Source organism: [Clostridium] fimetarium (genome assembly GCF_900111235.1).
Classification (GTDB): domain Bacteria; phylum Bacillota; class Clostridia; order Lachnospirales; family Lachnospiraceae; genus Clostridium_N; species Clostridium_N fimetarium.
Window position 1 is genome coordinate 42721 of the sequence record NZ_FOJI01000020.1, and the last position, 25813, is coordinate 68533.

The 25813-nt window shown below is 32.5% G+C and carries 24 protein-coding genes and 1 pseudogene; 2 read left to right on the top strand and 23 right to left on the bottom strand.

Annotated features, from left to right (window positions below):
* Positions 1-33: 33 nt before the first annotated feature.
* The 9 genes from BMY18_RS18370 to BMY18_RS18410 form a co-directional block, all read right to left on the bottom strand.
* Positions 34-2625, bottom strand: coding sequence for a RyR domain-containing protein (locus tag BMY18_RS18370; RefSeq protein WP_092457263.1), 2592 nt, complete (start codon positions 2623-2625; stop codon positions 34-36).
* 69 nt (positions 2626-2694) lie between these two features.
* Positions 2695-3237, bottom strand: coding sequence for a flavin reductase family protein (locus tag BMY18_RS18375; RefSeq protein WP_092457265.1), 543 nt, complete (start codon positions 3235-3237; stop codon positions 2695-2697).
* A gap of 30 nt (positions 3238-3267) precedes the next feature.
* Positions 3268-4464, bottom strand: a complete 1197-nt coding sequence (locus tag BMY18_RS18380; protein ID WP_092457268.1) for an aminotransferase class V-fold PLP-dependent enzyme — start codon at positions 4462-4464, stop codon at positions 3268-3270.
* 197 nt (positions 4465-4661) lie between these two features.
* Positions 4662-5345 carry a Crp/Fnr family transcriptional regulator gene (locus BMY18_RS18385; protein WP_092457271.1) on the bottom strand — a complete coding sequence of 228 codons (684 nt, stop codon included), beginning with the start codon at positions 5343-5345 and terminating at the stop codon, positions 4662-4664.
* Positions 5346-5726: 381 nt separating this feature from the next.
* Positions 5727-5933, bottom strand: coding sequence for a hypothetical protein (locus BMY18_RS18390; protein WP_092457274.1), 207 nt, complete (start codon positions 5931-5933; stop codon positions 5727-5729).
* Positions 5934-7367: 1434 nt separating this feature from the next.
* Positions 7368-7805: a hypothetical protein gene (locus BMY18_RS18395; RefSeq protein WP_092457277.1), complete on the bottom strand. Its 438-nt coding sequence runs from the start codon at positions 7803-7805 to the stop codon at positions 7368-7370.
* 142 nt (positions 7806-7947) lie between these two features.
* Positions 7948-8184 carry a hypothetical protein gene (locus BMY18_RS18400; RefSeq protein ID WP_092457280.1) on the bottom strand — a complete coding sequence of 79 codons (237 nt, stop codon included), beginning with the start codon at positions 8182-8184 and terminating at the stop codon, positions 7948-7950.
* 27 nt (positions 8185-8211) lie between these two features.
* Complete coding sequence (locus BMY18_RS18405; protein ID WP_092457283.1) at positions 8212-9171, bottom strand: S8 family serine peptidase; 960 nt, start codon at positions 9169-9171, stop codon at positions 8212-8214.
* 1 nt (position 9172) lies between these two features.
* Positions 9173-10228: a hypothetical protein gene (locus tag BMY18_RS18410; RefSeq protein ID WP_092457286.1), complete on the bottom strand. Its 1056-nt coding sequence runs from the start codon at positions 10226-10228 to the stop codon at positions 9173-9175.
* 512 nt (positions 10229-10740) lie between these two features.
* Here BMY18_RS18410 and BMY18_RS21830 point away from each other — a divergent pair.
* A pseudogene (locus tag BMY18_RS21830) lies at positions 10741-10980 on the top strand (hypothetical protein); the annotation flags it as partial.
* 909 nt (positions 10981-11889) lie between these two features.
* Here the strand turns inward: BMY18_RS21830 and BMY18_RS18415 are convergent.
* From BMY18_RS18415 to acgA, 10 genes are all read right to left on the bottom strand, one after another.
* Positions 11890-13200, bottom strand: coding sequence for a sensor histidine kinase (locus tag BMY18_RS18415; protein ID WP_092457291.1), 1311 nt, complete (start codon positions 13198-13200; stop codon positions 11890-11892).
* The gene (locus BMY18_RS18420) at positions 13197-13910 is read right to left on the bottom strand and encodes a LytR/AlgR family response regulator transcription factor (protein WP_092457294.1); all 714 of its coding nucleotides are present in this window, start codon (positions 13908-13910) and stop codon (positions 13197-13199) included. Before BMY18_RS18420 ends, BMY18_RS18415 begins: the two co-directional genes overlap by 4 nt.
* A gap of 758 nt (positions 13911-14668) precedes the next feature.
* On the bottom strand, positions 14669-15262 hold the full coding sequence (locus BMY18_RS18425; RefSeq protein WP_170841493.1) for a DUF6870 family protein: 594 nt from the start codon (positions 15260-15262) through the stop codon (positions 14669-14671).
* A gap of 1422 nt (positions 15263-16684) precedes the next feature.
* Positions 16685-17497 (bottom strand): protein-ADP-ribose hydrolase, encoded by an 813-nt coding sequence (locus BMY18_RS18430; protein ID WP_092457297.1) that lies wholly within the window; start codon positions 17495-17497, stop codon positions 16685-16687.
* A gap of 15 nt (positions 17498-17512) precedes the next feature.
* On the bottom strand, positions 17513-17917 hold the full coding sequence (locus BMY18_RS21660) for a DUF1848 family protein (protein WP_330386016.1): 405 nt from the start codon (positions 17915-17917) through the stop codon (positions 17513-17515).
* Positions 17850-18443, bottom strand: a complete 594-nt coding sequence (locus BMY18_RS21665) for a DUF1848 family protein (RefSeq protein WP_330386015.1) — start codon at positions 18441-18443, stop codon at positions 17850-17852. Before BMY18_RS21665 ends, BMY18_RS21660 begins: the two co-directional genes overlap by 68 nt.
* 63 nt (positions 18444-18506) lie before the next feature.
* Positions 18507-19091, bottom strand: a complete 585-nt coding sequence (locus BMY18_RS18440) for a nitroreductase family protein (protein WP_092457300.1) — start codon at positions 19089-19091, stop codon at positions 18507-18509.
* 84 nt (positions 19092-19175) lie between these two features.
* Positions 19176-20027, bottom strand: coding sequence for an SIR2 family NAD-dependent protein deacylase (locus BMY18_RS18445; protein ID WP_092457303.1), 852 nt, complete (start codon positions 20025-20027; stop codon positions 19176-19178).
* Between the two features lie 41 nt (positions 20028-20068).
* Positions 20069-21103: a radical SAM/SPASM domain protein, ACGX system gene (gene acgM / locus BMY18_RS18450; RefSeq protein WP_092457306.1), complete on the bottom strand. Its 1035-nt coding sequence runs from the start codon at positions 21101-21103 to the stop codon at positions 20069-20071.
* Positions 21104-21229: 126 nt separating this feature from the next.
* Entirely contained in the window at positions 21230-21409 is a 180-nt protein-coding gene (gene acgA, locus BMY18_RS18455) for an ACGX-repeat peptide (RefSeq protein ID WP_092457308.1), read from the bottom strand.
* A 203-nt stretch (positions 21410-21612) separates the two neighbouring features.
* Between acgA and BMY18_RS18460 the strand changes: the two genes are divergently transcribed.
* Positions 21613-21939, top strand: coding sequence for a winged helix-turn-helix transcriptional regulator (locus tag BMY18_RS18460; RefSeq protein WP_092457311.1), 327 nt, complete (start codon positions 21613-21615; stop codon positions 21937-21939).
* A 92-nt stretch (positions 21940-22031) separates the two neighbouring features.
* On the opposite strand, the gene BMY18_RS18465 is transcribed toward BMY18_RS18460, so the two are convergent.
* From BMY18_RS18465 to BMY18_RS18480, 4 genes are all read right to left on the bottom strand, one after another.
* Positions 22032-22391, bottom strand: a complete 360-nt coding sequence (locus BMY18_RS18465; protein ID WP_092457314.1) for a putative quinol monooxygenase — start codon at positions 22389-22391, stop codon at positions 22032-22034.
* Positions 22392-22647: 256 nt separating this feature from the next.
* Entirely contained in the window at positions 22648-23445 is a 798-nt protein-coding gene (locus BMY18_RS18470) for a pirin family protein (protein ID WP_092457316.1), read from the bottom strand.
* Between the two features lie 83 nt (positions 23446-23528).
* Entirely contained in the window at positions 23529-24485 is a 957-nt protein-coding gene (locus BMY18_RS18475; RefSeq protein ID WP_092457319.1) for a hypothetical protein, read from the bottom strand.
* Positions 24466-25813 (bottom strand): hypothetical protein (locus BMY18_RS18480; RefSeq protein WP_092457322.1); only part of this gene is annotated, 1348 nt, incomplete at its 5' end. The genes BMY18_RS18475 and BMY18_RS18480, both read right to left, overlap by 20 nt.

A 25813-nucleotide genomic window follows, 5' to 3' on the forward strand; every position in this document is an offset into this window, starting at 1 on the left:
AAAATGGTATTTAATACACTTTTTGCTCACGTCCTATCTTGATCCCGCGTCAAACCCATTGACTTCGCAATAGCAAAGATACTTCATCTTTTCTATCTTAAGTTTCGCGTCTGCCAATATCTTTGGCCATGCTTTAATATCTTTCATTATTTTGTCCTTTTCCTCTTTTGGAAGGATCATCCATGACACTAATGAAGAATGCGTTTTATTCTTTTCGTCTATGATACTACCATAGACCCATCCCTTTTCCTTCTTTTCAAGGGACCATTGTTTATGTTCATTTACAGACAGAATGTTTAATTCGGCCTCAGTAAATTCAATAATCTCACACTTCTCTTTTACCGAAATAAGATCATACTTTATCTTTTGTAAGGCATCTGGAATATTCTTTACTCTACTGCGTAGTGTTTCTTTATAGTCTTCATCTGTCAACTCCCAATAATGTTTACATGGTAAATCCAAATCCGGCAGCTCTCTGTGATTTTCTAAACGACTATTATGAAGATCTTTCGCAAGCGTTTCAATCTTTTCGCTGAAAAAAGTATCTTTCATTAAAAGACGCAGGAATTCTTCTTCGTCTACATGGAGTTTTAACTGTTCCTTCGAAGGCAAATGTGATTGTTCCCATTCTTTTGCATGACTTAATCTACTCATCTCTATAATTGCTTCCATAGATCTTGCTTCATGTTTGTAACTTCCTACTTTAAGTAATGCGCATACAACACCGTAATCTATCTGGGCTTCACCTCTCTCATTAATAAGATATGGTGTTTTGCGTTCTATAAGTGAACGTAAAAGCATTGCTCGGCGTATAATAAATAACTGATCCCATTCATTATCTGTTTGATTAGGCCCAAGTATATTTACATAACCTCTCAGACGGCTTATGAAATCTGGACCTTTGGTACTTTGGAATTCTCTAAAGAATTTATCATAATCTTTTTCATCACTTATATTTTCACCGCAGAATTCTTTAAATGTACTACTTGTCCCCCCTGCAAACACAAAAATAGCTTTTCCGATAGGGTGTATAGAATCACCTTCTCTAAACGTTCCATCCTGCATAGGCGCTAGAAAATATTTTAACCATCCAAGTTTCCCATTTAAATCGCTATCAAATTCATCAAAAAATACGAGCGGTAATTTTCCCTGAAGTGAAAGATCCCTCACTTTATGAAAAGCTGTAGCCAAATCCGAAATTGAATGAAACTGAGATAAATTAAAATCTAGTTTTACTATCAGTTCAGGTGCTATACTTGAAGCAACTTCTGTTACTCCAAATGACTTTCCAGATCCAGGCGTTCCAAATACAGCAATGGCGAGTGGGCGAACTACATTTGAGGTATAAATATACTCCGTCATTAAATTTTTAATACTTCTAAAGTTTTCAATCTCAGTTCGATCAACGACTTTCAGATTACCAAATCGGGCTATCGGAATAAAACGAAGGGCACTTTTTTCCCCGTTCTTCACAATATTATATGCAATCTCTAATAGACTATTTGAACTTTTATCTTTTATAATGTACCAACAACCTTGACAGTTTGGATTGCTGGTATTTCTAATCAATACGTCTTGTATATTTTCCTTATAGATAAAATCATTTTCTTTCTCCTCAAATATTAATGGATTTGGAAAGCTATCCTCAACCGTTTTCCCAAAACCATTCATAAAGTATTTCTGTGTTGCAACCATTCCTTCACGAATCCCATCATCCAAACATATAAATTTATCGTTTTTATTCATTCCTGAAACCATGGCGCGGGCAAGTCCAGCAACAAAACATGAAGTCATACCATACATTTTACCTTGACTCTCTTTTATAAATTCTCCCTCAGACTCATTCGTCAAAAAGTATAAATGGGATTGTGCAGTCTCGCCCTGATTATTATAATATATGGCTCCTTCAAGACCCAATGGCACTATTAGATGTCTGGATTTTGCAAGTGAGGCAAGTTTAGGATTATTACTCATTTGCCACACAAAATCTAGTGCAGTTTTTTCCCATGAAAGCCCCCGACTGATGTTAACGCCTTTCGAACGTAAATCATTTCCATTTATAACTACCACTGTATTTTCAATGTGATACTTTTCAATGTGTTTCCAGAGTAAACTCTCACAATTCAATCGGTTTGTTTTATATAATACAATTGGTGATTTTTCTAGAGACTTTAAAGCCAGCGGCCAAAAATCTTCATTAGAGTTAAACCCATTATTTTCATCATCTATGATAACCATATCTGCATTCTCATCATCATTTATAATAGGAAATAGTTTCGGTTCTCCAAATGTTGGACCTGTAAATCCAAGATATTGTTTTACCCGGTAGGTTTTATTATTATCACTGTCTGTAATTGGGAAAAGCTCTAACTCCGTAGAGGAAACAAGTACCTTATCTTGGATATATCCATCGACACTTCCTATCTGAGGTGCAATCACCGAAACCCCAGTTGACATCTCTACAAGTTTTGATAATAAAAGTGCCTCTCCATCTTTGAACGTTCTAAATACATTGGGATAATTCTTCCAGCTTAGATCTCTTGTACATTTGCGATCAATGCTCCATTGCATTAGATTGATACATACATCTCCTGTTACAGCTATTTTAACATCTTTATTATCCATAGTTTTTACACTCTCTTTCAAAAAATATATTTGTTCGTATAATAGTAACTAGTGGATAATTACTATTTATTATTCTTTTTTCATATATCTATATCCACGGTTAACACCATCGCCAATGTACAGAATATTATCAAATTCAGATACTTTTATTCTTCCCTTTTCATCTATATAAGATTCAGAAATAACTCTTCCTTTTATGCTAGCCAAAATATTAGTAATTCCTTTATGATTTTGACTTTCGAATACATCGGTTAAAGTACATTCTATTGAAATTGGGCATTCATCTATTATTGGTGCATTTACGACCTCAGACGGTATAGGCGTTAGATTTAAACTTTCAAATTTTTTACAAACAGATCCTGTATTTTTTCCACAAAATTCAGCTTCCTGCACAAGTTTACTGTCCACAATATTAATTACAAAATCTGATACTTCCTTAATTTGATTAATTGCATATCCACCACAACTAAAACCTAATGCCACCATATCTTTTAATGTATATGAAGAAGATATCGTTGTTACATTTGGGATTCCATCTTTATCATAATAACTTAACAGTATTACTGGAAATCCATAATATAGTTTTTCATAATTCACTTTTACTTTTTTCATATAGTTAGTCTCCTTTATAATAATTAATATTTAAACAATTTGTCCTAATGCTTGTTTAAGATCCTGAATTATATCTTCTGGATCCTCTAAGCCAACTGCCAACCTTACAAGTCCGTCACTTATTCCTGCTGATAGTCTTTCTTCTTTGCTAAATATTACATGGCTCATAGAAGCAGGGTGTTGAATTAATGTTTCAGCTTCTCCAAGACTTACGGCTAAACGGCAAATTTTAAGACTATTCATTAACACAATTCCACTCTCATATCCTTTTTTCATTTCAAACGCTATAATTGCGCCTGGTAAACTCATCTGTTTATTTGCTAATTCATACTGATTAAAGCTTTTTAAACCTGGATAATATACTTTTTCTATTTCCACGTGTTGTTCTAGAAAATTAGCAATTTTTATAGCATTCGAGCAATGTCGTTCCATTCTAAGAGACAGTGTTTTTAAGCCTCTTATTACCAGATAAGAATCAAAGGGGCTCAATATTGCACCTGTCATTTTTTGTACACTAAACTTAACTTCTTTTATAAATTGTTTCGATCCAAGCACAAATCCGGCTATTACATCTCCATGACCATTTATAAATTTAGTTCCTGAATATAAGACTACATCTGCGCCCAAAAGCAATGGCTTTTGTATATATGGAGTAGCAAATGTATTATCTACCATAACTAAGCAATCTTTTTTCTCATGTGCAATATCGGATATTGCTCTTATATCACTAATTTTTAATGTTGGATTTGCTGGTGTTTCAATATATACGACCCTTGTATTTTTTTTAATAGCTTTTCTTACATTTTCAGGATCTGACATATCAACAAAGTCTACCTCAACCCCAAATTTTTTATAACCATAATTTAATAAAGCTGCTGTATCGCCATATATTGTTCCACACGCCATTACATGATCACCCGATTTTAGAGCGGCCCACAATGCTGCTGATATCGCCCCTATGCCAGATGAAGTAGAAATGCAATCTTCTGCGCCTTCTAACAAAGACATTTTATCCTCTAAAACTGTGTTTGTGGGATTTCCAAATCTTGAATATTTATAGCCGGGCTTATTCCCAGAAAAGACCTCTCCACCCTCCTGTGCAGAATCAAAAATAAAAGTTGATGTCTGATAAATAGGTGTAGTCGCTGAACCTTCACTGTTTTTCTTATTTCCTGCATGAATCTCTTTTGTTGCAAAAGCAAGTTTTTCAAACATTTCTATGTCCATAATTATTCCTCCTCATATTTGAGCTATATGACACCCAACATTCAATATATCTTATTTCAGAATATCATTACTAGCATTGTATTTATGTTGCAATTGCAACTCTTTTTACTATTAATAATTTAACATATATTCTCCTTAATAAGCATAAAAAAAAACCATTAATGTCTAGACACAACATATATGGTTCAGTTTTATATTTATATAATAACTTTTAATATTTTAAATGTATTTTTGTTGAATTCTATACAACCTTCTGATTTTATCCGATTCAATTCTCTCGTAAGTGAACTTCTATCTGTACAAAGGTATTCTGCAAGCTCAACTCTTCCCATTGCCACCGTAAAGTGCTCGCTATTATGATGTTGTGCCTGAATAGATAAATAGGTACTAATCTTTTCACGTATCGTTTTTTTTGTCGTAATTTCTAGCTTTTCCATCAGCTGTAAATTTTTATTTGCAATTAGCCTAACCATATTTCCAATGAGTATATTGTGATATTCACAGGACATAAAACATGTGTGCAATAAGCAAGGGAATTTTAAATACAATATCTTTACGTCTTTCCCAGCTACAAATGCCACCGTTGCTACTGATATATCTCCACAAGCAAATGTTTCTCCAAATAGCTCTCCCTTTTCCATTACTGCCAATATTGTCTTGTTTCCCCATAAATCTTCTTTAATCATCTTTACAGAGCCTTCAAGAATCACTCCTATGCACCTTATCGTTTGGTCTGTCAAAATAATAAATTCACCTTTTTTATAGGTTTTAATATAGCTTCCAAGACACTTCATCATTGAGAGTAAATCCTTATTGTTAATTCCATAAAAAAGTGGAATATGATCATAATCTTTTAGATAGCTTTCTTCCAATTGCTTCATTTTATCTCCGTATTAAAATTATATTTTAATATATTATATCAACATAATGATAGCTTTGCAATTAAGCTATTCAGATACCTAATGTTTTTCCACTGTTATTTGCTGTATTGGCTTAATATCCTGTGTTACTTCTAACAATCCAAGATATTCACAATTTTTATTTAATAGTATAGAATCCAATCCTACCTACTATAATATTATCTCTTTATTTCCAGTCTAATTAATAAATCTTTCCCTAGTCCGGATTGCAAATGAAGATTTGTATGTGTTAAAGGTTTAGTAGATAAGCCACAATCTCGGCAAGTAAAGTTGTCTCTTTGTTTATTTTTTCTCTTAGTGAGGATTTGCCTCATAAAACTGAATCATTCTATATAAACCACGTCAATTATATACTTTATCTTCAATGCCCTTCTTTTTCATACCAATTGTAATATTTTCGATAAAATCAGAACCGAACTTATTTACTAAATTTTTGCGACTTATTTCTCGTCCAACTTTCCAATACTGATAAATCATATTTCCCTGTTTCTTATTTGAAAATCTAATAATACATTCAATATTTGCAATTACCGTATTCACTGTTCTCATAAAAATGCTACTGATTTTTTATGAATAGTAATACAGAAATTGCAACAAATAAAAGTCCATTAATTGTGAGTACATCTTCTGTGTCAATTGTGAGTACACTTTTAGATAATTCAAATTATAAACTTTTTATAAAATCTTCACAAAATGCGGGACACTCCCCCCTGATTTTCGGCTTATAAGTATAGGGGTAAAAATTTAAGAAACTGCAATAAACATAATCACCCCGGTATACTATCCTTCACACAAAGCGCTCCCCACCCCATCTGCGGATTAGGCCACTCCGTAAACCCAGGCAGTTTCTTAGCCCCATTAATCAAATATGCCTTCACTTTCTCTGCTTGTGTCAAGGAAAGACTAAAAAAAATTTGTATATTTATTGCGTTTGCGTTATCAACTCACCAGAAAGTGCAGTGTTTCTGCGGTCTCTGGTGAATTGATAAATTTTAACTCATCTGGTTGAATTATAAGTCTAATAAAATAAGACATTTCTTTCGTCTAATGAGTTAACGGTAGATCTTTGTTCTAATGCTTCTAATAATATATATGCAAGTGTGGATGTCCAGTATTACTATGGACTGGCCACACTTTTTTAATTTACTCTACCCCGTGCATCATCTATCACAAATACTTCTGCCATAGACCGGGAAACATGTAAGTTAGGATTGATGATTTCCATCACAGCAACACATATCACTCTTACGAATGAACCGCTTGCGGTTCAATGATATGCTATGCTCCGGTGCCACCCGGCTGCTTGTTTAAGCAGTTGTTTCATTATCCATCAAAGCTTTGCAATGCGTATCAATAACATTACATCCATCTGGTTCGCTCTTTACCTTTTGCTTCTTCTATTACGATACTTTGCTTGAACTGGTTGACCAGCAGGTACATCACGGCAAATCTACAGATGAATCACGTTTACTCCCAAAGCTAATTCTGCAGCACTGGTTTCAACTAAGTGTGTTTGATTTTTGTTTCTTACACTCGATATGAAGTTGTCAAGGTTCAGGTGCTAAAACTTAATCACCAGAACCTTGATTCTGATTTTCGGTTTTCAGCAGGGGAATTTATCCCTATACTTATAAGCCGAAAATCAGGGGGTAGTGTCCCGCTTTTTATGCAAATATTTCAAAAAAAATAAAGAAGTAGATTAACTCTTCCTTATTTAATCACATTTTTTTTAATTGAATCCCTTTTTCCTTGCATATACTTTCTATTTCCCTTTTTGTATAAGACAATCCACTCCTGTATCCGCGAACACATACCAAAGGATAGAATTAAAATAAATCATTAACTTTTATATTACCGAATCATTGAAACCCACTATTCCAATTAGAGAATTCAGGAATGTCATATATAACATTTAATGATGGTAAACCGCCTCCACCTGTAATGTAAAAAGGCAATCTTATACTATCCTTACCTTAACTAATATCAGAAATTGTCTTTTGTAAATTCAATAATATCTGCAATAAAAGCCTTTTTATCAAACAACATCTCAACATAATCACAATATTGTTTCATTATTAATTTTACATTATCTGGTTGCTTTGCTGCATTGAGTCTGATATCTACTAAATATGATTCTACCTCATTAATGTGTTCCCATTTTTCTAAATGTTTCTGAATCGCTTCCTGATGCTTTATTCGTAAATCCTGTAACTTCTTCTGTTCGGCTTCTTCCTCTTCCCTTTGTCGTTGCAGCTCCCACTTCCTATTGCTTTCTTCATATGCTTCATCTTCTAAACGTTTTGCTTCTCTATTTTTATTGCTGATTTCAATTAATACGGCCCGCAAGTCAATAAAAATATCTATAATCTGGTCTTTCAATGAGATTGTATCTTCTTTATAAATTAACTCGTGAAGTTTCACTTAGGCTTATCCGTTTTTACTTCAATACACGTCAACTTTTAACAATCCCTTCATATATAACGACAGCCCCTAACATTTAATTTAAAAATCAACGTTAGGAGCTGTTTATTTGTTGCCTATCCTTTATAAAAAATATTGCATGCTATACTTTCTTATTAACCTTATGTTCCATTAATATCAATATTAATACTACAGAACTAATCAATGCTGAGGCTGTTGTCATCAGCATTAAACTAATTGGCAGTATTATACCCATCAAAAATAAGATAATAGCAACTGCATCGAGTACATATGTCATTCTACGCATATTATTATGATACATAAAAGAGAATATTGCTATTCCTATTATATAAATACATTCCAAAAAAAATAATATCATAATATTGTTCCTCCTCAAATAAATTGATTAATTACTTCCGCCAATTTCGGTTAAATCTAATATACCAGAAGCATCTGTTATATGACGCTTCAACGCTTCAATATCAACATCATAATTCATACTATAATATAGAGCCACCCCACCAGTCACAAAAGCTGTTGCCAATGATGTTCCTTCTGAACTTAAAAAAACATCACTAGGTAATAAACACTCTATTTCAGATGCAGGAGCATATATATCAATGTAACTATTTTCGCTTTGATCATCATATATGCTTCCATCTTTGTTAAATCCACCAACTGATATTACATTCTCTAAATCAAATGTAGCTGGGTAAATATTTGATTTGGATCCATCAAGATTTGAGTAAGCGCAGATAAAAACCGCATCATCAAAATGTGAAATTGTATCATATAACACTTCTGAATATGTAGAAGTGGACCAGCTACAATTAAATATTCGAACACCTAAACTATAACCATATTTAATCGCATCAGCAACATCATCAACATCTCCACTATTACCTTGGAAACATTTTAGTGGAACAATTGTTACATTAGGCGCTATCCCATATGTGAAGTTATTTATATGATTACTAGAAATAATACCTGATATCATAGTCCCATGATAATCAGCTGAATAAGTTTTATATACCTCATTATCTCCATCATAAAAATTCCAACCATTACAGTCATCTATGTAACCATTATTATCATCATCAATATTATTATTTGGCACTTCACCCTTATTAACGTAAATTGAGTCATCCAAATATTCACTATCTATTTTTATTCCACTATCAATAATTCCAATTAGTACTGACTCATCTCCCTCCGTTATCCTCCAAATAGAATCGCTATTAATAGCCGAAATCCACCATTGATCGTTACTAATTTTTGGTTTTTTGTATATATAAACACCTATAATAATTAAAATTAAAAATGATAGCATTCCTAATGTTAATACTACTTTATTATATTTTTTCATACTATTCTATTATTGTAGTTGTTGTATTTGCTAAATCACTCACATTGTATGCTCCCTCAATACCAATTCTAGGTGATGATCCAGGTGATACAGAAACGCTTCCAAATCCTAAAACCTTATGACAATACTGAGACTGAACAGTCACATAATCACCTGTTCTTGTTGAGTTTTTAATTCTAAATGCAATAGAACCACTTTTAGCTTTTGAAGTTGATAAGAAAGCTGGCCCTTGAGTTGGAAATGAGAGAACAGCAAAATTTTGCCCTTGAGATGATATATATGGCGTTCCAGTGCTAGTTTGATCCCCCCATGAAAACAAACCTATAACTCCATTCATTTTGTTATAATATACATCTTTAAAGAATGACCCAGCGGTGTCTCTTACCAAGGTTCCTCCCCAAGCAATTGCAATAGCATCAGTAAAATCGTATGGGTAATATGTTTGTGTGAAATCCCATGAAACAATTACAACATACTCTGCAGAAGAGTCATCAGACACATCTGCCAAAGCTTGAGTAAATGTCAATTGTGAACTAGAAATCACACTATCCAATTGCAATTTATTATCTTGTTCAATGTCTTTAGATTTCTTATAATTATCCTCTCCTGTAGCTACCTCTTTTAAGATAACTGCTTCGGCCTCTGTGGCACCATATTCTTCAATGATTTCTTCTTCACTCATACTACTAATCGCTTGTATCTGTTCTTTCATCTCTTTTGCCTTGTTGGGCTCAATAACATACTTTTCAACTAATTCATCTTCTGTAGAATTTGCAATTACTGCTATTCCCTCCAATTCATCAAAAGTTTCTGTCGTTGATTTAATAGTGACTTTATCCGGGTCATTTATCAAATATGTTGCTAATTCGATCGCATGCTCTTTTGTAAATGTACTGAATACATCCTTTGTATATCCGTTCTCAAGAAAAATTTTTCCAGCTTCCTCGTAAGTTATTGATGTCGCATCTGGTTCGCTAGCATAAGTGACTAACACACAATTCACTGTAAGCAGCATCGTAAGTAAAACAATAGATCCCTTTTTTAAAGCTTTTCTCATAACATTATTCCCCCTCAATATTATACCTGAATTATTCATCAGAATTCATTAAATGGTGCTTAGCACCACATGGTTACTGTATTTTCATCTTATATTGCAATTCAGTTCTAAGTGAATTAATTATTTCAAAATTGTATAGAAAAAGGCTTCAACTTTGTTGAAATTTAAGTACGATTAAAAGCAGGATAAACCTATATGTATAGTTTAGTAGAACAGAACTTTAATTGCAATAAAAAGATTAAACTAAATTTCAACGGAGGAGAATTATCCTCCGACACAAGATACTTCCCTGTAAAAGAATGCTCCCACAAAACAGGTTTTGAGAAGCTAATCAAACAAAAGTTCAAAACCAATATATGGACGAAGATAATATTGCTCAGTTAGAGATTAATAACAAAGCTTTATATCAGAATATTTATTTAATTTGCAATCATGAAATAATGATTTTTGATCTCCATTCAACTTTGTTTGTAACTTACGGTAAACAAAGCGTTTAAGGCTTTAACTTTCATTATCCTTCAAATGGCTATCATTCTCTTGTTTGCTATAATGGACTAAACGGTGTCTTGCTAAAAATCCAGTTAGGAAATGACGCAGCTTATTGTTCAATATGTGTAATTAATTTAATTCAGTCTTTACTAGGTGAATACCAATCGTACTATGAAAACGCTAAACTATACCTTCGTTGTAATATTGGATTCTCTGTCCCAGTAGGTTTGTACAATTCGAACACAATAGCTGTTCTTATATAATTAGATGAGGCAAATCATATCTTTACAGAGTTATAAAACATATTGATGCCGAATTGAATTTAAGCATTTCAAATTCAACTATAAATACACCTATATTTTTACAAAACTAACATAATTGGTGGCCACCATTCTAAATTTTATATAATATGTATTTACATCGTATTAATTTAGAACATACTAATTAATATCCACCGATAAACTTAGGTTCGCAGATAACTTGCATAAATTATCATTAGCCCCAAATTTTTTTCCATATCTCATACCAATCCACAAATAAAGTAGCCATTTCGTCCCCCTTACAAATAAATAATTAGATTAATCTATATCAATATATTAATATTAAAAATAGGATAAGACAAGCAGCAGTTAATGAACGACATATTTTTTGTATAAATTACATTATTATATATATTGCTGTTACTGGACAATTTAAAGTTACTGTACTGAACTTAATGAAACAAAATATTACTAACATTGTGATTTTTTTAATCAAACCAAATGAAGCCAATTTAAAATGCATCAGCAATACTTTGGTATTTAATATAATTATTTAATGAGCAGTTTTCTTCCATTATATCGGCTCCCAAATGCATCTCTGTTATCAAATTTTTACCAGCACCTAGCCTAGTAATTTATTAGTCTTCACAATATATAATTAATTCGCTAAATCACAGGTATTAGAAAATAATATCGAACGTATCATTCATATTTATTTTCTGATTAAGATTCAATATATAAATAATGAACATGAAATTGCATTTAAAATATGTAGACCATTCAATAGCTAATACTTTTCCGTTCCAGAACTATAGTATTAATACATTACTAAATCCTCCTTCAAATAAATCTAAAATTGTGTCAGGTTATATAATGGAATTCATAAAATATATTTATACTATTAATAAACTTCTATATTAAAACCCCTGTTTTGAAAACATTTTCTTTGCAGCTATATTTTATGCTTCCATTATATTTGTCAACAACACGTCTAACATTATCATTACCAAACCCATGATTCTTTTTATCTTCTTTAGTTGTTTTAATTCTATTACCATCATTAATTGCTATCTGTCCAAATAGATTATTTTCAACTTTGAAATATATTTTATTCTGATATACATATGATTCAGCCTTAATCACTTTATCTGAATCATTATCCAGTTTCTCGCTAGCTTCCACAGCATTACGTATAATATTTGAAATCACCGTGCATAAGTCATATGCTTCTACTCCTATTTCATTAGGAATTTTTCCTCTCCACTCAATGCTAATTTTATCATCTTCAGCTGATTTAATAATTTCTCCTAAGACTGCATCAATAACTATATTTCCTGTATATTTTTTTATTGAATTCAGTCCCGAATTTTCTTTGATTGCATTTAAATAATTTATCAACCGTTCATCCTTTATGTCCAAGCAATATTCATTTATAACCGTCAAATGTGCATTTATGTCATGTTTAAAGTTTCTTATCATTTTATCGTTATCAATTATCGCTTTAATATAATTCTCTTGAAGCCTAATATACTCTTCATAGTGCAGATTTTTATCCTTATAGTTTTCGGCTTTACTTAATGTAACTATTTGCCATATGCTTAATATCATAAAACAACAACTTGCAAATGCTATTGCAATGAACCAAATGTTTTTACCATTTTCAGATATCTCCCCTCCGATCAATATCCATTGTGCTCCCGCTAGTATCAGCAAACAACCTATAATTCCACATATTATTACAATATATTGCTGAAAAGTCAGTTTCAAAACTTCTCTTCTTTTATTAGTATCCAATTTTTTTATAAATATTAGAATTATCAATACTATAAGGCTAAGAGAATTACCAATTAATTTCATTATATTATCTCCTATTGCCTTATCCATCTCACTTCCTACTATTGCTATAATACCCGAGAATCCAAGCATATCTACTATTGATACGCCAGGAACGATTATTATATACGCTAATATTTTTTCCCACCAAATACCTTCGATGCATATTATGGGAATATACAATCCCATAATTAGTAATAATGTGCTAACCCATGTTGAATCTATCTTATAAACCACTATTACTTGAATAATACATACTACAGAAAGTGGAATAATAAATAACTTCTTAGTTTTTCTTATTTTAAAATCAAATATTACAGCATATGCAATTAGATATTTTATAAATTCTAAAATAGTTGATATTATTGCAAATATAATCATATTTTTCATAATCGTCCTCTAATTTTCTTCATGATGTAATTATTATATTTTCCCTGCAACTCCTTATTATAACTTCTCCCAATTGGTAATTTTATTTGACAATATTTTAAGTAAACTTTTTCTTTAATCTTATCTATAAATTCAAAATTTACTAAGTACGATTTATGAATTCTAACCAAATGATTATTAGGTAACTTTTCCTGCCAATACTTTAAATTTCTACTTACCAGAAAATCGTCACTTTTTGTATATACTCTTACATAATTCCCATCTGCTTTTAAATATATTATATTACTTATTGGTAGGCAAGTTTCACTATTTTCTCTAGCAAATTTTATTATTATATCTTCATCAAGTTCACATAATGCAACGTTTATCCATCTCTTGATAAGTTCATAACTAACTGGCTTTTTCCCAAAATCCAAAGTCCTTAATCCAAAAGTAGACCAAACTTCTTCTGTATGGCTTGAAACGAATACTATTTTCCATACCATATTTGTTTTTTCAATTGATTTCATCACCTGTATTCCATCTAAATCATTCATCTCAATATCCAATAATAAAAGTGTTATTATTTCCCCACAATAATCAATAACTTCCTGCCCAGACATAAATTCCACTATTTCAATATCTATATCATTTTCCTGACTACATCTTTTACACATTTCAATAAGATTTTTTCTTTGTTCTGCCTCATCGTCACATATCCCAACTTTCATATTCCCCTCCTTAAATTCACCCTTTTAATATAAAAAAAGCCCCAGAAAATATTTTACTATTTTTTGCAGGCTGACTATCTTAAGGTTAATCACTCATATATTATTGTATTATCTTTTCCCCTGCTCGCATTTTTCCCTTATTTTCCATTTGTACCCTCACATTTCTGTGAATTTGCTCTTTGATTTATTATATTCCCTAAAAATAATATAACGTAATTTATTGTAAATATCAAGGATTTAATCACTTAATAAAGTGGTTTTATTTTAATTCGACATAATTCTACAAAATGGTGAAATATTTCCACGTCTCCATTCACGCTATGCCACCCGCTCCAACAACTTCACCAACATATCCTCAATTTTCATCTGGTACTTCCGCTGCACTTCAATTCTATCTTCTAAATATCATCAATTATATACTTTTTTCTATTAGGATTACTATATTGCGCTGACATAAAATTTTCTAGTTAATTCCGTATGAGTACTATATCAGAACCATTTAAACCGTCTATTGCATACTTAAATATCAGTTAGATAATTGGAGCAATCTCTTCATCAATAATCAATTGATGATTATCTGAGGGAGCTTTCATATATACAAATATAGCATACGAACTAATAAATTCACCCTTCTACTGTCTGCTATGAACAGCGCTTTTACCTTCTTAGACAAATCTTTTATATAAAAATCAAACATATTACATGTCAAATTAGAATTATAATGATAAGCAATAGATACATCATAGTCATTTCAAATGCTATTTTGTACTTAACCCTGTTTCCAGTTCAATAAGTCTGGCAATCATCCGTCCAAATAATTCTATAAATGTAGTATCATCCTCAGTATAATCTGCTTTTACAGCAACATTTCCCATTTTATAACAATATGGATTTTTTACCTGCTCCATAAATGAGCAGGTTCGCTCATATATTGGTAATAACTCATTGATATACACATCATTTATATCTACCAGCTCAAGCCTGAAAAGAATTCCATCTTTCCATTTTTCAATCTTTTCTTTTATTTTGCGAACACTATATTTCTTATTCATACATAACTCTAGCCAGAAGCTTCTATCAAGTAATAATATATGGCTTGACCAATTTATTTCCGTCAAATGTTTTCCATACATATCCCAATCAGAATATGCCTCATAAAACTGAATCATTCTATATAGACCACGTCGATTATATATTTTATCTTCAATGCACTTCTTTTTCATACCTATGGTAACATTTCCGACAAAATCATAACCAAACTTATTTACAGAATTTTTTTGGCTTAATTCCCGTCCAACTTTCCAATACTGAAAATCATATTTTCCTATTAGAAAATTTAATAATACGCTCAATATTTGCAATAACCGTATTCACTTCTCATAAAAATCCTCCTCGTTTTTTTTGAATAGTATATACCGTAATTGCAACAAATAAAAGCCCTTTAATTGTGAGTACCTCTTTTGTGTCATTTGACTATATTTTAAAGTATTTTATTGAATTTTAATATGTAAATACACCTATTTTTCTATTTGTGAGTACACTCTTAGATAATTCAAATTGTAAACTTTTTATAAAATCTTCAAAAATGCGGGACACTACCCCCTGATTTTCGACTTATAAGTATAGGGGTAAAATTTAAGAAACTGTTGTAAACATAATCACCCTGGTATACTATCCTTCACACAAAGTGCCCCCCACCCCATCTGCGGATTCGGCCACTCACTAAACCCCGGCAGTTTCCTAGCCCCATTAATCAAATATGCCTTGCATTTTTCTGCTTGTGTCAAGGAAAGACTAAAAAAAATCTTCGTATTTATTTCGATTTTGTTATCAACTCACTAAAAAGTGCAGTATTTCTGTGGTCTCTGGTGAATTGATAAAATTAAACTCATCTATGAAATATCGAAAGAATAAAATAAGACATTTCTTTCGTCTAATGAGTTAACGGTAGATCTTTGCTCTAACGCTTCTAATAATAATATATATGCAAGTGTGGCTGTCCAGTATTACTATTGGTCTAGCCACACTTTTTTAATTTGCTCTACCCCGTGCATCATCTATCGCAAACACTTCTGCCATAGACCGGGAAACATGTAAGTTAGGATTGATGATTTCCATCACAGCAACACATATCACTCTTACACGACATGCTATGCTCCGGTGCCACCCGGCTGCTTATTTAAGCAGTTGTTTCATTATCCATCAAAGCTTTGCAATGCGTATCAATAACATTACATCCATCTGGTTCGCTCTTTACCTTTTGCTTCTTCTATTACGATACCTTGCTTGAACTGGTTGACCAGCAGGTACATCACAGCAAATCTACAGATGAATCACGTTTACTCCCAAAGCTCATTCTGCAGCTCTGGTTTCAACTAAGTGTGTTTGATTTTTGTTTCTTACACTCGATATGAAGTTGTCAAGGTACAGGTGCCAAAGCTTAATCACCAGAACCTTGATTCTGATTTTCGGATTTCAGCAGGGGAAATTTTATCCCTATACTTATAAGCCGAAAATCAGGGGTTAGTGTCCCGCTTTTTTCTAAAAAAATTCTCAAAATAAAGAATGTACTAATATTCTCTATTTTGGTGTTAATATTTTCTTTGAATAACTATAGTAGGTAATGGAACGTCCAACGTAAGAAATAAGACGGTTATATTCATTTTATTTCAAAAGATTTTACAGAAACAATTACTGAAAATAAACTATAAGTTAAAAACTTCCCTATTATTGTACCGTACGGATACACTAATAGAGAAGCTTATTCTTATCTTCTAATGTAGATTCAACTCATATATTTCTTTATCTAAATCCTTAAATACATTGAATATAACTCTATCTATTTTACCGGCTTCTTCTCGCAGAAATGTAATTACTGTTTCAACAGCGATTTTTGCTGCCTCATCATTGGGGAAATTGAATTCCCCTGTAGATATGCAACAAAAAGCAATACTTCTCACCCCATTTTCTGATGCAATCTTCAAACAGGATTCATAGCAAGATCTTAAATCATTTCGCAAATCATTCGTAAGTTTATATCCAACTATAGGTCCCACTGTATGAATCACATGCTTGCAAGGAAGGTTGTAAGCAGATGTAATTATAGCACTTCCCGTAGGCTCTTCATAACTTTTATATTTTCCAATCTTCTTCATATAATGATTGCATTCTTCTCGAAGTTCGATACCTGCCGATGAATGAATTGCATTATCAATACATTTATGGCAAGGTACAAAACATCCTAACATCTGAGAATTTGCCGCATTTACAATTGCGTCTACTTCCAGTCTTGTAATATCACCTTGCCAAATTGATATTTTATCCGCGTACTCACTTTTACTTTGAAATGATTCTCTTACTGTTGGTATCTCATCGAGTTCCACAATTCCTTTTTCCCTGGCCTCTTCTTGTAAATAATCATCATGAATTTTTAGTACATTATTGGGTATCGATTTAGGTATACGAACATTCATCAGAGACCGAAGTACCATTCTTCTATTACCTTTTGTAACTTCCATATCCTTATACTCGATGGAATCTTTCTTAAAGAAATCAATCAAATAATCTAGTTTTTCATCCTGTGTCATATTAGTACCATCTTTCTAAAATAAAGTGATTTGCCCATTCCTATAGCTATCCTGACTTGCCTCTCTTATTTTATCCCCTTCCTTTCCATTTCCAATCAAAAATGGAGAAGTAGATTTATGTTGCTGCATATTCTGTCTTACTGTTTCCTGATTATAATTTGCATAACAATAAATACAGCCATGACCACAGGTATTATATGCACCTATATCATTTCCCAAGAGACAATTGCAGGCCTCTCTGGGAGATTTTTTATTCTTTGGAACATCTAAGCTACATCCGATAGCACGTTCAATAATCGATTGTGTCATACAACCAGTTACATCCACTCCATATTCTTTTAAAGCTTCACCTTCACAGCAGGTTCGAATGGTTATTCCATATTTTTTCCCAATGCTTACAAATGATTTTCCTAAGGTGATTCTTTCTGTTTTTTCTTACTTCCTTCACCCCTGAAAAATTACGTTTTGTCTTAGCATATAAATCAATAAAGCTAATAACACAATTGTCTGTATATCCACTCAGAATCTCTGCCATTTTCTCAAATTCATTTATATGATATTCCACAGAATATTTGTCGGTAATAAAGATAGGGTCATAACGCCAACCGATTGCATTTACTCCTACTTTCTTTGATAACTGTTTAAAACTTTCCATTACCTTTTCTTTCTCCGGAACATTAGGTTCGATTTCTTTACCATATGGCGTAATTGTTACAAACCAGAACTGCCTGAAAGCATCGATTTCATTCAGACTGTCAAGCATCGGTTCCGGATTCTTGGTGCAAAAAGAAAGGCAATCAACAACATCTGGTGTTAAACGGTATTTCATTACCTGTTCCTCATAATATGGATTTCTTGTCAACACATATCCGTCCTTTATTCTATTATAAAACCAATCACTAAAATATGCTGGGATATCGGTTCTACAGCCTGTATTTATTATCATGTTTACCTCACTTATCTATCCTTATGCACTTATCTTTATGGTCTTATCTTTATATTCTTATCTTTATACTCTTATAATTCTGTTCTCTTTTCGGGCCTTCCCTGTTATTATTTTACCATCCTTTGCGTAGCCTAACAACACCTGTACATCGGCATGATAATTTTTAGGTATGTCCCATTTTCCCAAAAGCTCCTGTCCAGTTTCACATCCAAATGCTTCCCATGCACTGCCAATAAAACAAGAAGCAATGCCTAACGAATGTGCCGCAATCAATATATTTTCAGCCATACATGCTGCATCCTGTCCTCCAAACAAAAAATCCTTTGGTGAAAAAATTGTTACTACCGTTGGTGCACCGTAGAATGCATCATAAATATTTGGATCATCTGCAATACTTGGCTGTTCTTTTGATATGTATCTGTCTGCGGTAGAATACCTTCCCTTAAATGCAGCACTTTTCACTTTACCAAGTGCTCTATTGATTGTATCATCCTGACAAACTACCATAAATGATGATTGTCTCCCACCTGCACAAGGTGCATACAACCCAGCATTTAAAATCTGTTGCAACAATTCCTCCGGCACCTGTTTATCTGCATATTTTCTAATCGAATGACGCTCTAATATACATTTTATGGTTTCGTTCATTTTAATCCCTGCTCTCTTTTTGTAATAGCTGCCATTAAATGCATTTATAACTTCATATATAAATGCATGAAATTTCTAGAAAGGTCAACGCTCCGGATATATTTTTTCTAAGATAATAGATATATCCTCTGTAAAGCTAATTGTCTTATTTACATTTTCTTTTGCACCATCTGGATAATCTTTATTAAAGCGGATTAGATGAGCATTGGGATTACGGTATGTCATTTGTTCAAAAGGATACCTAATAATACCTGGGGTGTTGTATCCCACTCCAAATTCAAAATATACTACCTTTTTCAAACCTACATCAGACACATATTCGTTATAGCGTTTACTGCTTTCATCCCATGCTTGATCCTCAATAAAATATTGATCAGCTCTTAGGTTGATTTTCATCTGTTCCTCGCAAATTGGGCATTTTGGTATCAAATCTGTCGGTATTTTACAGTCCTTTGTCTCATCTACCATTTCACGTATCTTATCTTCATTGTAATATAATTTTTTATGACATCCTTTTGAACATTGAAAAAAGCTGTAATCTCCCTGTGTTGCAAACACTTGCATTTCATGAAAGCCTGATTTTACAAACTGGCGCTCTACATTTGTTGTCATCACAAAAAAATTTCGATTTTTGACAATATTGTATATTTTTTTATATAATGGTAGTGCCTCTAATTCATAGCGATTTAATAGAATTACTTTTGACTCAAATGCCCAATATTCTTCCAGCGTTTCATATGGATAAAAATCTCCTGCATACATATTATCGTATCCATATCTCTTTCCATACTCGGGCATGAGTTTCTCAAATCGTTCTCCACCAAAATCAAGACCTGCCGCCGTCGATAAGCCTGCGCCTGCACCTATTATAACAATTTGTGCTTCGTCTAATATTTTTCTTGCACTCATAATTCTTTCTTCTAGTTCATTTCTCATCTTATCATTCCTCACTATAAAAGTTATAGGATATCATATTCTCAGTTGGATACCTCTTTCCAACACTGTGGATCAGCGCCATAGAAGTTTCCATTTGTTCCATAAGTTACAGCTGGGCATCCTCGACAGAATCCTTTCAATTCACATTTAGAACATTTTTCAAACTTATCAAAATCTCTATATTTTTCTTCCTTAAACACAAAAATATCTTTCAATCTTTCTTCAAATACATTTCCCACATTACTTTCAAATCTACGACAAGCATATACATAACCATTGGGAAGGATTGTCATATGACAGCCTGCGCAATGGCACCCCTCATATATCATATCTTCTTTAGCGTAATCCGGAATCTTAAATATTCCTTCTTCATACAAATAAAGTGTCCATAAATGATCTTTTAGATTAAAATATGTATTGGTACCCTCTGCTTTGTATTTCTCGTACTTCTTCCATAGTTTATCAAGAAATTTTCGATACTCTAGCGGTGCTATTCCAGTATCTTTTTCTTCACTGGTTGGACAATATCTTCCAAATGCAAATATATCCACCTTGTTTGCAACAACAATATCTACTACATCTTCCATCTCATTTATATTGGTTCCAGATACTGTAGACATGATAGCACATTTAATTCCTGCATCACGAATGCATTTGATTTTTTCTATGGTACAGTCAAAAGATCCTGGCTTTCTAAAATAATCATGAGTCTCTCGCATGCCATCAATGGACATCTGATATTTTTCGCAACCATAGGCTTTCAACTTCTTACAGATTTCATCCGTTAAATGGAATGGGTTACCCATCAATGAAAATGGGATTTTCTTTTCTTTTATGATCTCTAGAAGTTTCCAAAAATCAGGATGAAGAATTGGATCTCCCCCTGTAATATAAAAATATGGTTGTCTGCCAAGCTGCTCACACATATCCTCGCAGTTTTTAATCACCTTTTTCATGTTCTCCAATGACATAGAAAGTAATTCCGTACAATTCCCTTCTGAAAATATATAGCAATGTTTACATCTCTGGTCACAATAATCGGTTATGTGCCACTGGAATGCAAAATATGGTTTCATCTTTTTTCCTTCTTTCTTTGTGAAACTTATTATTCAGCTAATTAGTTAAAAACGTTCCCAGAAGGCTAGCCTACTGGGAACATCTTAAGTCACATATATATGTAACTTCGGTAGAGTCCGATATTCTTACTTATCAGATGCTCCACATGCTGAGCCACATGCGCTTGGTTTTTCTTCTGGTGCTTCAACTGGTTTGTCACCAGCTCCACATGATGAACCACATGATGATGGCTTTTCCTCTGGTTTGTCCCCAGCTCCACATCCTGTACCTGTTGCATTGAATTCTGCTAAATTTGAAAGTGCCATGTGTTTATACCTCCTGATATTTTTTATTGAAAGATTCAAATGATAAATCAATATAGACTTAATTTTTTAAGAATAATTTGCATTTTTTCTCTTTCTATATTATAGTATCAGCATGGCACACTTTTTGTAAGTAGGCACCTTTTTATTATATAGGCACCTTTTAGTAACTAATGATTTTAAAGGACTTTTAAGGAGGTTTTTATATGTTAACGAAAGACGAATTACCAGAATGTCCAGTCGCTACGGCAGTAGCTTTAATAGGAAATAAATGGAAATTATTAATAATCAGGAATTTACTTTCTGGCACTTTCAGATTTGGAGAACTAAAGACAGGAATTCCAGGGATAAGCCAAAAGGTCTTAACCGATAATCTTCGTTCCCTGGAAAATGATGGTCTTGTTACACGCATGGCTTATGCTGAAATTCCTCCAAGAGTTGAATACTCATTAAGTGAAGTAGGAAAATCATTAAGTCCAATGTTTGATGCTATGATTAGTTGGGGAAATGAATACAAACAAACTATCAAATAGATTCACATTATCAAAAAAAGAAGAAATTCTATTTAGTAGAATTTCTTCTTTTTTGATAATATTACTAAAACAAATAATTATAATACTTATAATTAACGAATAAATCCGCCTATTGGTGTCATATAGACAGCACCAAATCCATCTAATATTTTTTTCACTTCAACATTGGGATTTCCATAAACAACAAAGCTTGTTGCATCACCAGTTTCCATTAATCTTGCTGCATACTGACTTGTAAACGTTGCTAAATGTGTTAATGTTGCTTCTGAGTCTACATAACATTCGTGAGTATGGCATTTTTTATTATCCTCACTTATTGTCCATTCATAAGCCATTGTACATTGCTCATTTTCTTTTGTCGCCTCGACCATTTCTGTCATTAATTTTTTGAGGTTATCTACTTGTCCTTCTTTAATTGTAATTTCAAATATCCAAAATATATTCTTGGTCATATTGATATTCTCCTTTTAATTTAATTGTACTTTTATTATACTCATACAGCACCAAAAATAAAAGTAGGCACATTTTTGTTATATAGGCACCTTTTTGTAACTAATCGATTTGGCTTATTGTAAAATAGAATAAACTTAATTTTTCAACCTACTTTCTGGCAAGAAATAAGAGCAGACAAGTTTTAGGCTTGACTAATCTTGATTATCTCTTTTTTTAATTTTTCTTGCTTGTGAATTATTGTATCCAATATCATTACTACTTTCTTTCGTGCTTAATAAAAATATCGCTATCAATCTCTGCAAAAGCCAACTCTAATTCTTCCTTGGTATTCATTACAATTGGTCCACCCCATGCGATTGGTTCCCCCAACGGTTTTCCCATTAGGAGTATAAATCTCATTCCATTGTCTGATTCGTTCACCTTTAAGGTATCACCTTCATTAAACAGTATTGCATGCTTTTCCGATACAAAATCATCAGTTTCCTGACCAAAGCTTCCTTCACCCTGGAAAATATAAACAAACAATGTAGACGCCTTATCTGTGTCCATAGTCCACTCGGCTCCTGCTTCCAATTCGACATCCAAATAGGTTGATTTTACATACTCACCTTGGAACGCGCCAGAGATTCCCTTGTAGCTTCCAGAAATAATATGAACCAAACTACCATCACCTTCGACAATTGGAACATCCTTTTTTAGAATATCTCCATATTGGAGGTCAACCATTTTGTATTGAGCCGGTAGATTCAGCCAAAGCTGAGCGCCAAGCATACGATCACTTTTCTTAGGTAATTCCTGATGTATAATTCCACTTCCAGCCGTCATCCATTGACCATCTGCATCTAAGATACTTCCTTTGTTTCCAAGGCTATCTCCATGCTCAATATCGCCTTTAATCAAATATGTAACGGTTTCGATTCCTCTATGAGGATGCCATGGAAATCCTTTGGTATAGTCATCTGGATTAGTTGAATCAAAAACATCTAGCATTAGAAATGGATCAAATTCTTGAACATCATAATACCCAAAAACTTTCATTAAGTCACTTTTCATTTTATCCACCTAGTAAAAATACTATATAGCAATCAAAGATATTTGTATCCTAAATCCTACTATTATCCTTGCCTTAGCTAATATCAGAAATTGTCTTTTGTAAATTCAATAATATCTGCAATAAAAGCCTTTTTATCAAACAACACCTCAACATAATCACAATATTGTTTCATTATTAATTTTACATCATCTGGTTGCTTTGCTGCATTGAGTCTGATATCTGCTAAATATGATTCTACCTCATTAATGTGTTCCCATTTTTCTAAATGTTTCTGAACCACTTCCTGATGCTTTATTCGTAATTCCAGTAACTTCTTTTGTTCGGCTTCTTCCTCTTCCCTTTGTCGCTGCAGCTCCCACTCCCTATTGCTTTCTTCATATGCTTCATCTTCTAACCGTTTTGCTTCTCTATTTTTATTGCTGATTTCAATTAATACGGCTCGCAAGTCAATAAAAATATCTTTAATCTGGTCTTTCAATGAGATAGTATCTTCTTTATAAATTAACTCGTGAAGTTTCTCTTTACTTTTATTAATAGAATATATTCTAAATTCCAACTCTCCCGAATCCACAAAATCATATGATGGCTTCATTGTTTTCACACCTGCTGGTTTCATATCCTTATACCTGCACTTTGTTTCTAACAACGAACATTCAAGAGTACAATATGGAAAGTTAATTACAGTATTGTCATTATTATGATTTTCCACCCGTATTGAGCCACCAATCGCTTGTATAGCTTCTATAAAATAATCCATAAAAGTATAAGTTCTCGTTCTCTGCTTTTCAGAAACTTCAATATTAAGTACTGGTATATTTCCTTGAAATCTTGAATATTTTAATTTGTATTGTAGTTGAAATGACATATAATCTTTATATTTTTCTTTTTCATGTAAACGGCGTTTTTCAATTTCTTTATTGTGCTCATCAATCATAGAATTATAATAATTCCCTATCAAATGAACATTTAGATGCTTACACCATTTTTCGTAGTCATAGTCATTTTCAATATTGACTTTATCAATTCCGTTCTTCTTCAAGGTTAATTACCTCACTTTCAAAATAACATCCTCCACGATAGAGTGTATCTATCAGAATTTCCAATGCATCTGAGTTCTTAACATAATTTGGTATAAAGTATCTTGATCTACTGTCTTGAAGTACACTCGATAGGCCTGCCATAAACATTGATAATGACGGGTAATCCATAGTATTTATATATTCATGCCTTTTATCATTTTCATATATATGGCTATTTCTTCCCCATGAACTGATATCATTTATATGAAGTCCCACAATAAAATTTCTCATGGTTGCAAGTGTGTTTACCATATCTTCTATATTTGATTTTAGTGAATTTTTTCCACTGCGGTCTGTCAAGTCCACGGCTAGCTTTAACTGTAGCTTCATTTCTTTGCATGTATTTCTCAGCCGAACAATATCTTCTACAGTAGAATATAAATAACTTTTACCTTTATTGGATTTTGTATATCCATTTATGATGGCAATTTTCATTTTATTGTATCTGCGCATGCTTTTTTCGAATAACTGATACTTATTAAAAAAAGCTTCCTCATTATAACCTGGTGTACTGTATGGAGATATAAATTCCAATAATTCCGGTGCTCCAAATGCTTTAAAACTTACATGCAAATTAGATATCATAATATCCAAAGCATCTTTATTTTTCCACATAGCATCATCATTCATCTTGTCATATGTTATACAGAGGATATAATTTGCTCCAGGGTTTTCTTTTAATATGCCGTTAGCCGTGTCAATAAATTTTATATTAGTTGTAATTTCGCTTGGATAGTCCAGCCCTGAAACAGATACAGGCTTCAAAATTCTTTTTTGACTCGCTAGATTTACTCTCTCATTAGCTATGCATAAAGTAACATACTCTGACCAATAATCTGGATCTTTAACATCCTCAAATAGCCAATAATACATAATCAGCATTTCGAGTTCACCTTTATGATCAAAAACAAACTCTCTGTGCTTATTTCTTTCGTATATATCGTTTATATTAAAAGGATTGTTTTGATACCGATAATCATATTTGTTAATACTGTAATGTGTTTCTGTAGAACCGTCATATTCCATTTGGATATATCTATCATAAAAACTGTATGATACGTTTTGGGCATATTCCAATAAATTTACATGAAAATTCCGATAAACATCCAGCACCCAGTCGATTATAAGATTGTCTATTTCTTTCATATCCGATAAACTAGGCTTATCCGTTCTTGTATCACAATATTCCTTCGCCATAGCTGTTATATTGTTAAGAAACTCATCTGAAGGAGAAAGATTTAATTTATCTTTACAAACGTATTCAGCCACTTTTTTATAATCTTCTGGC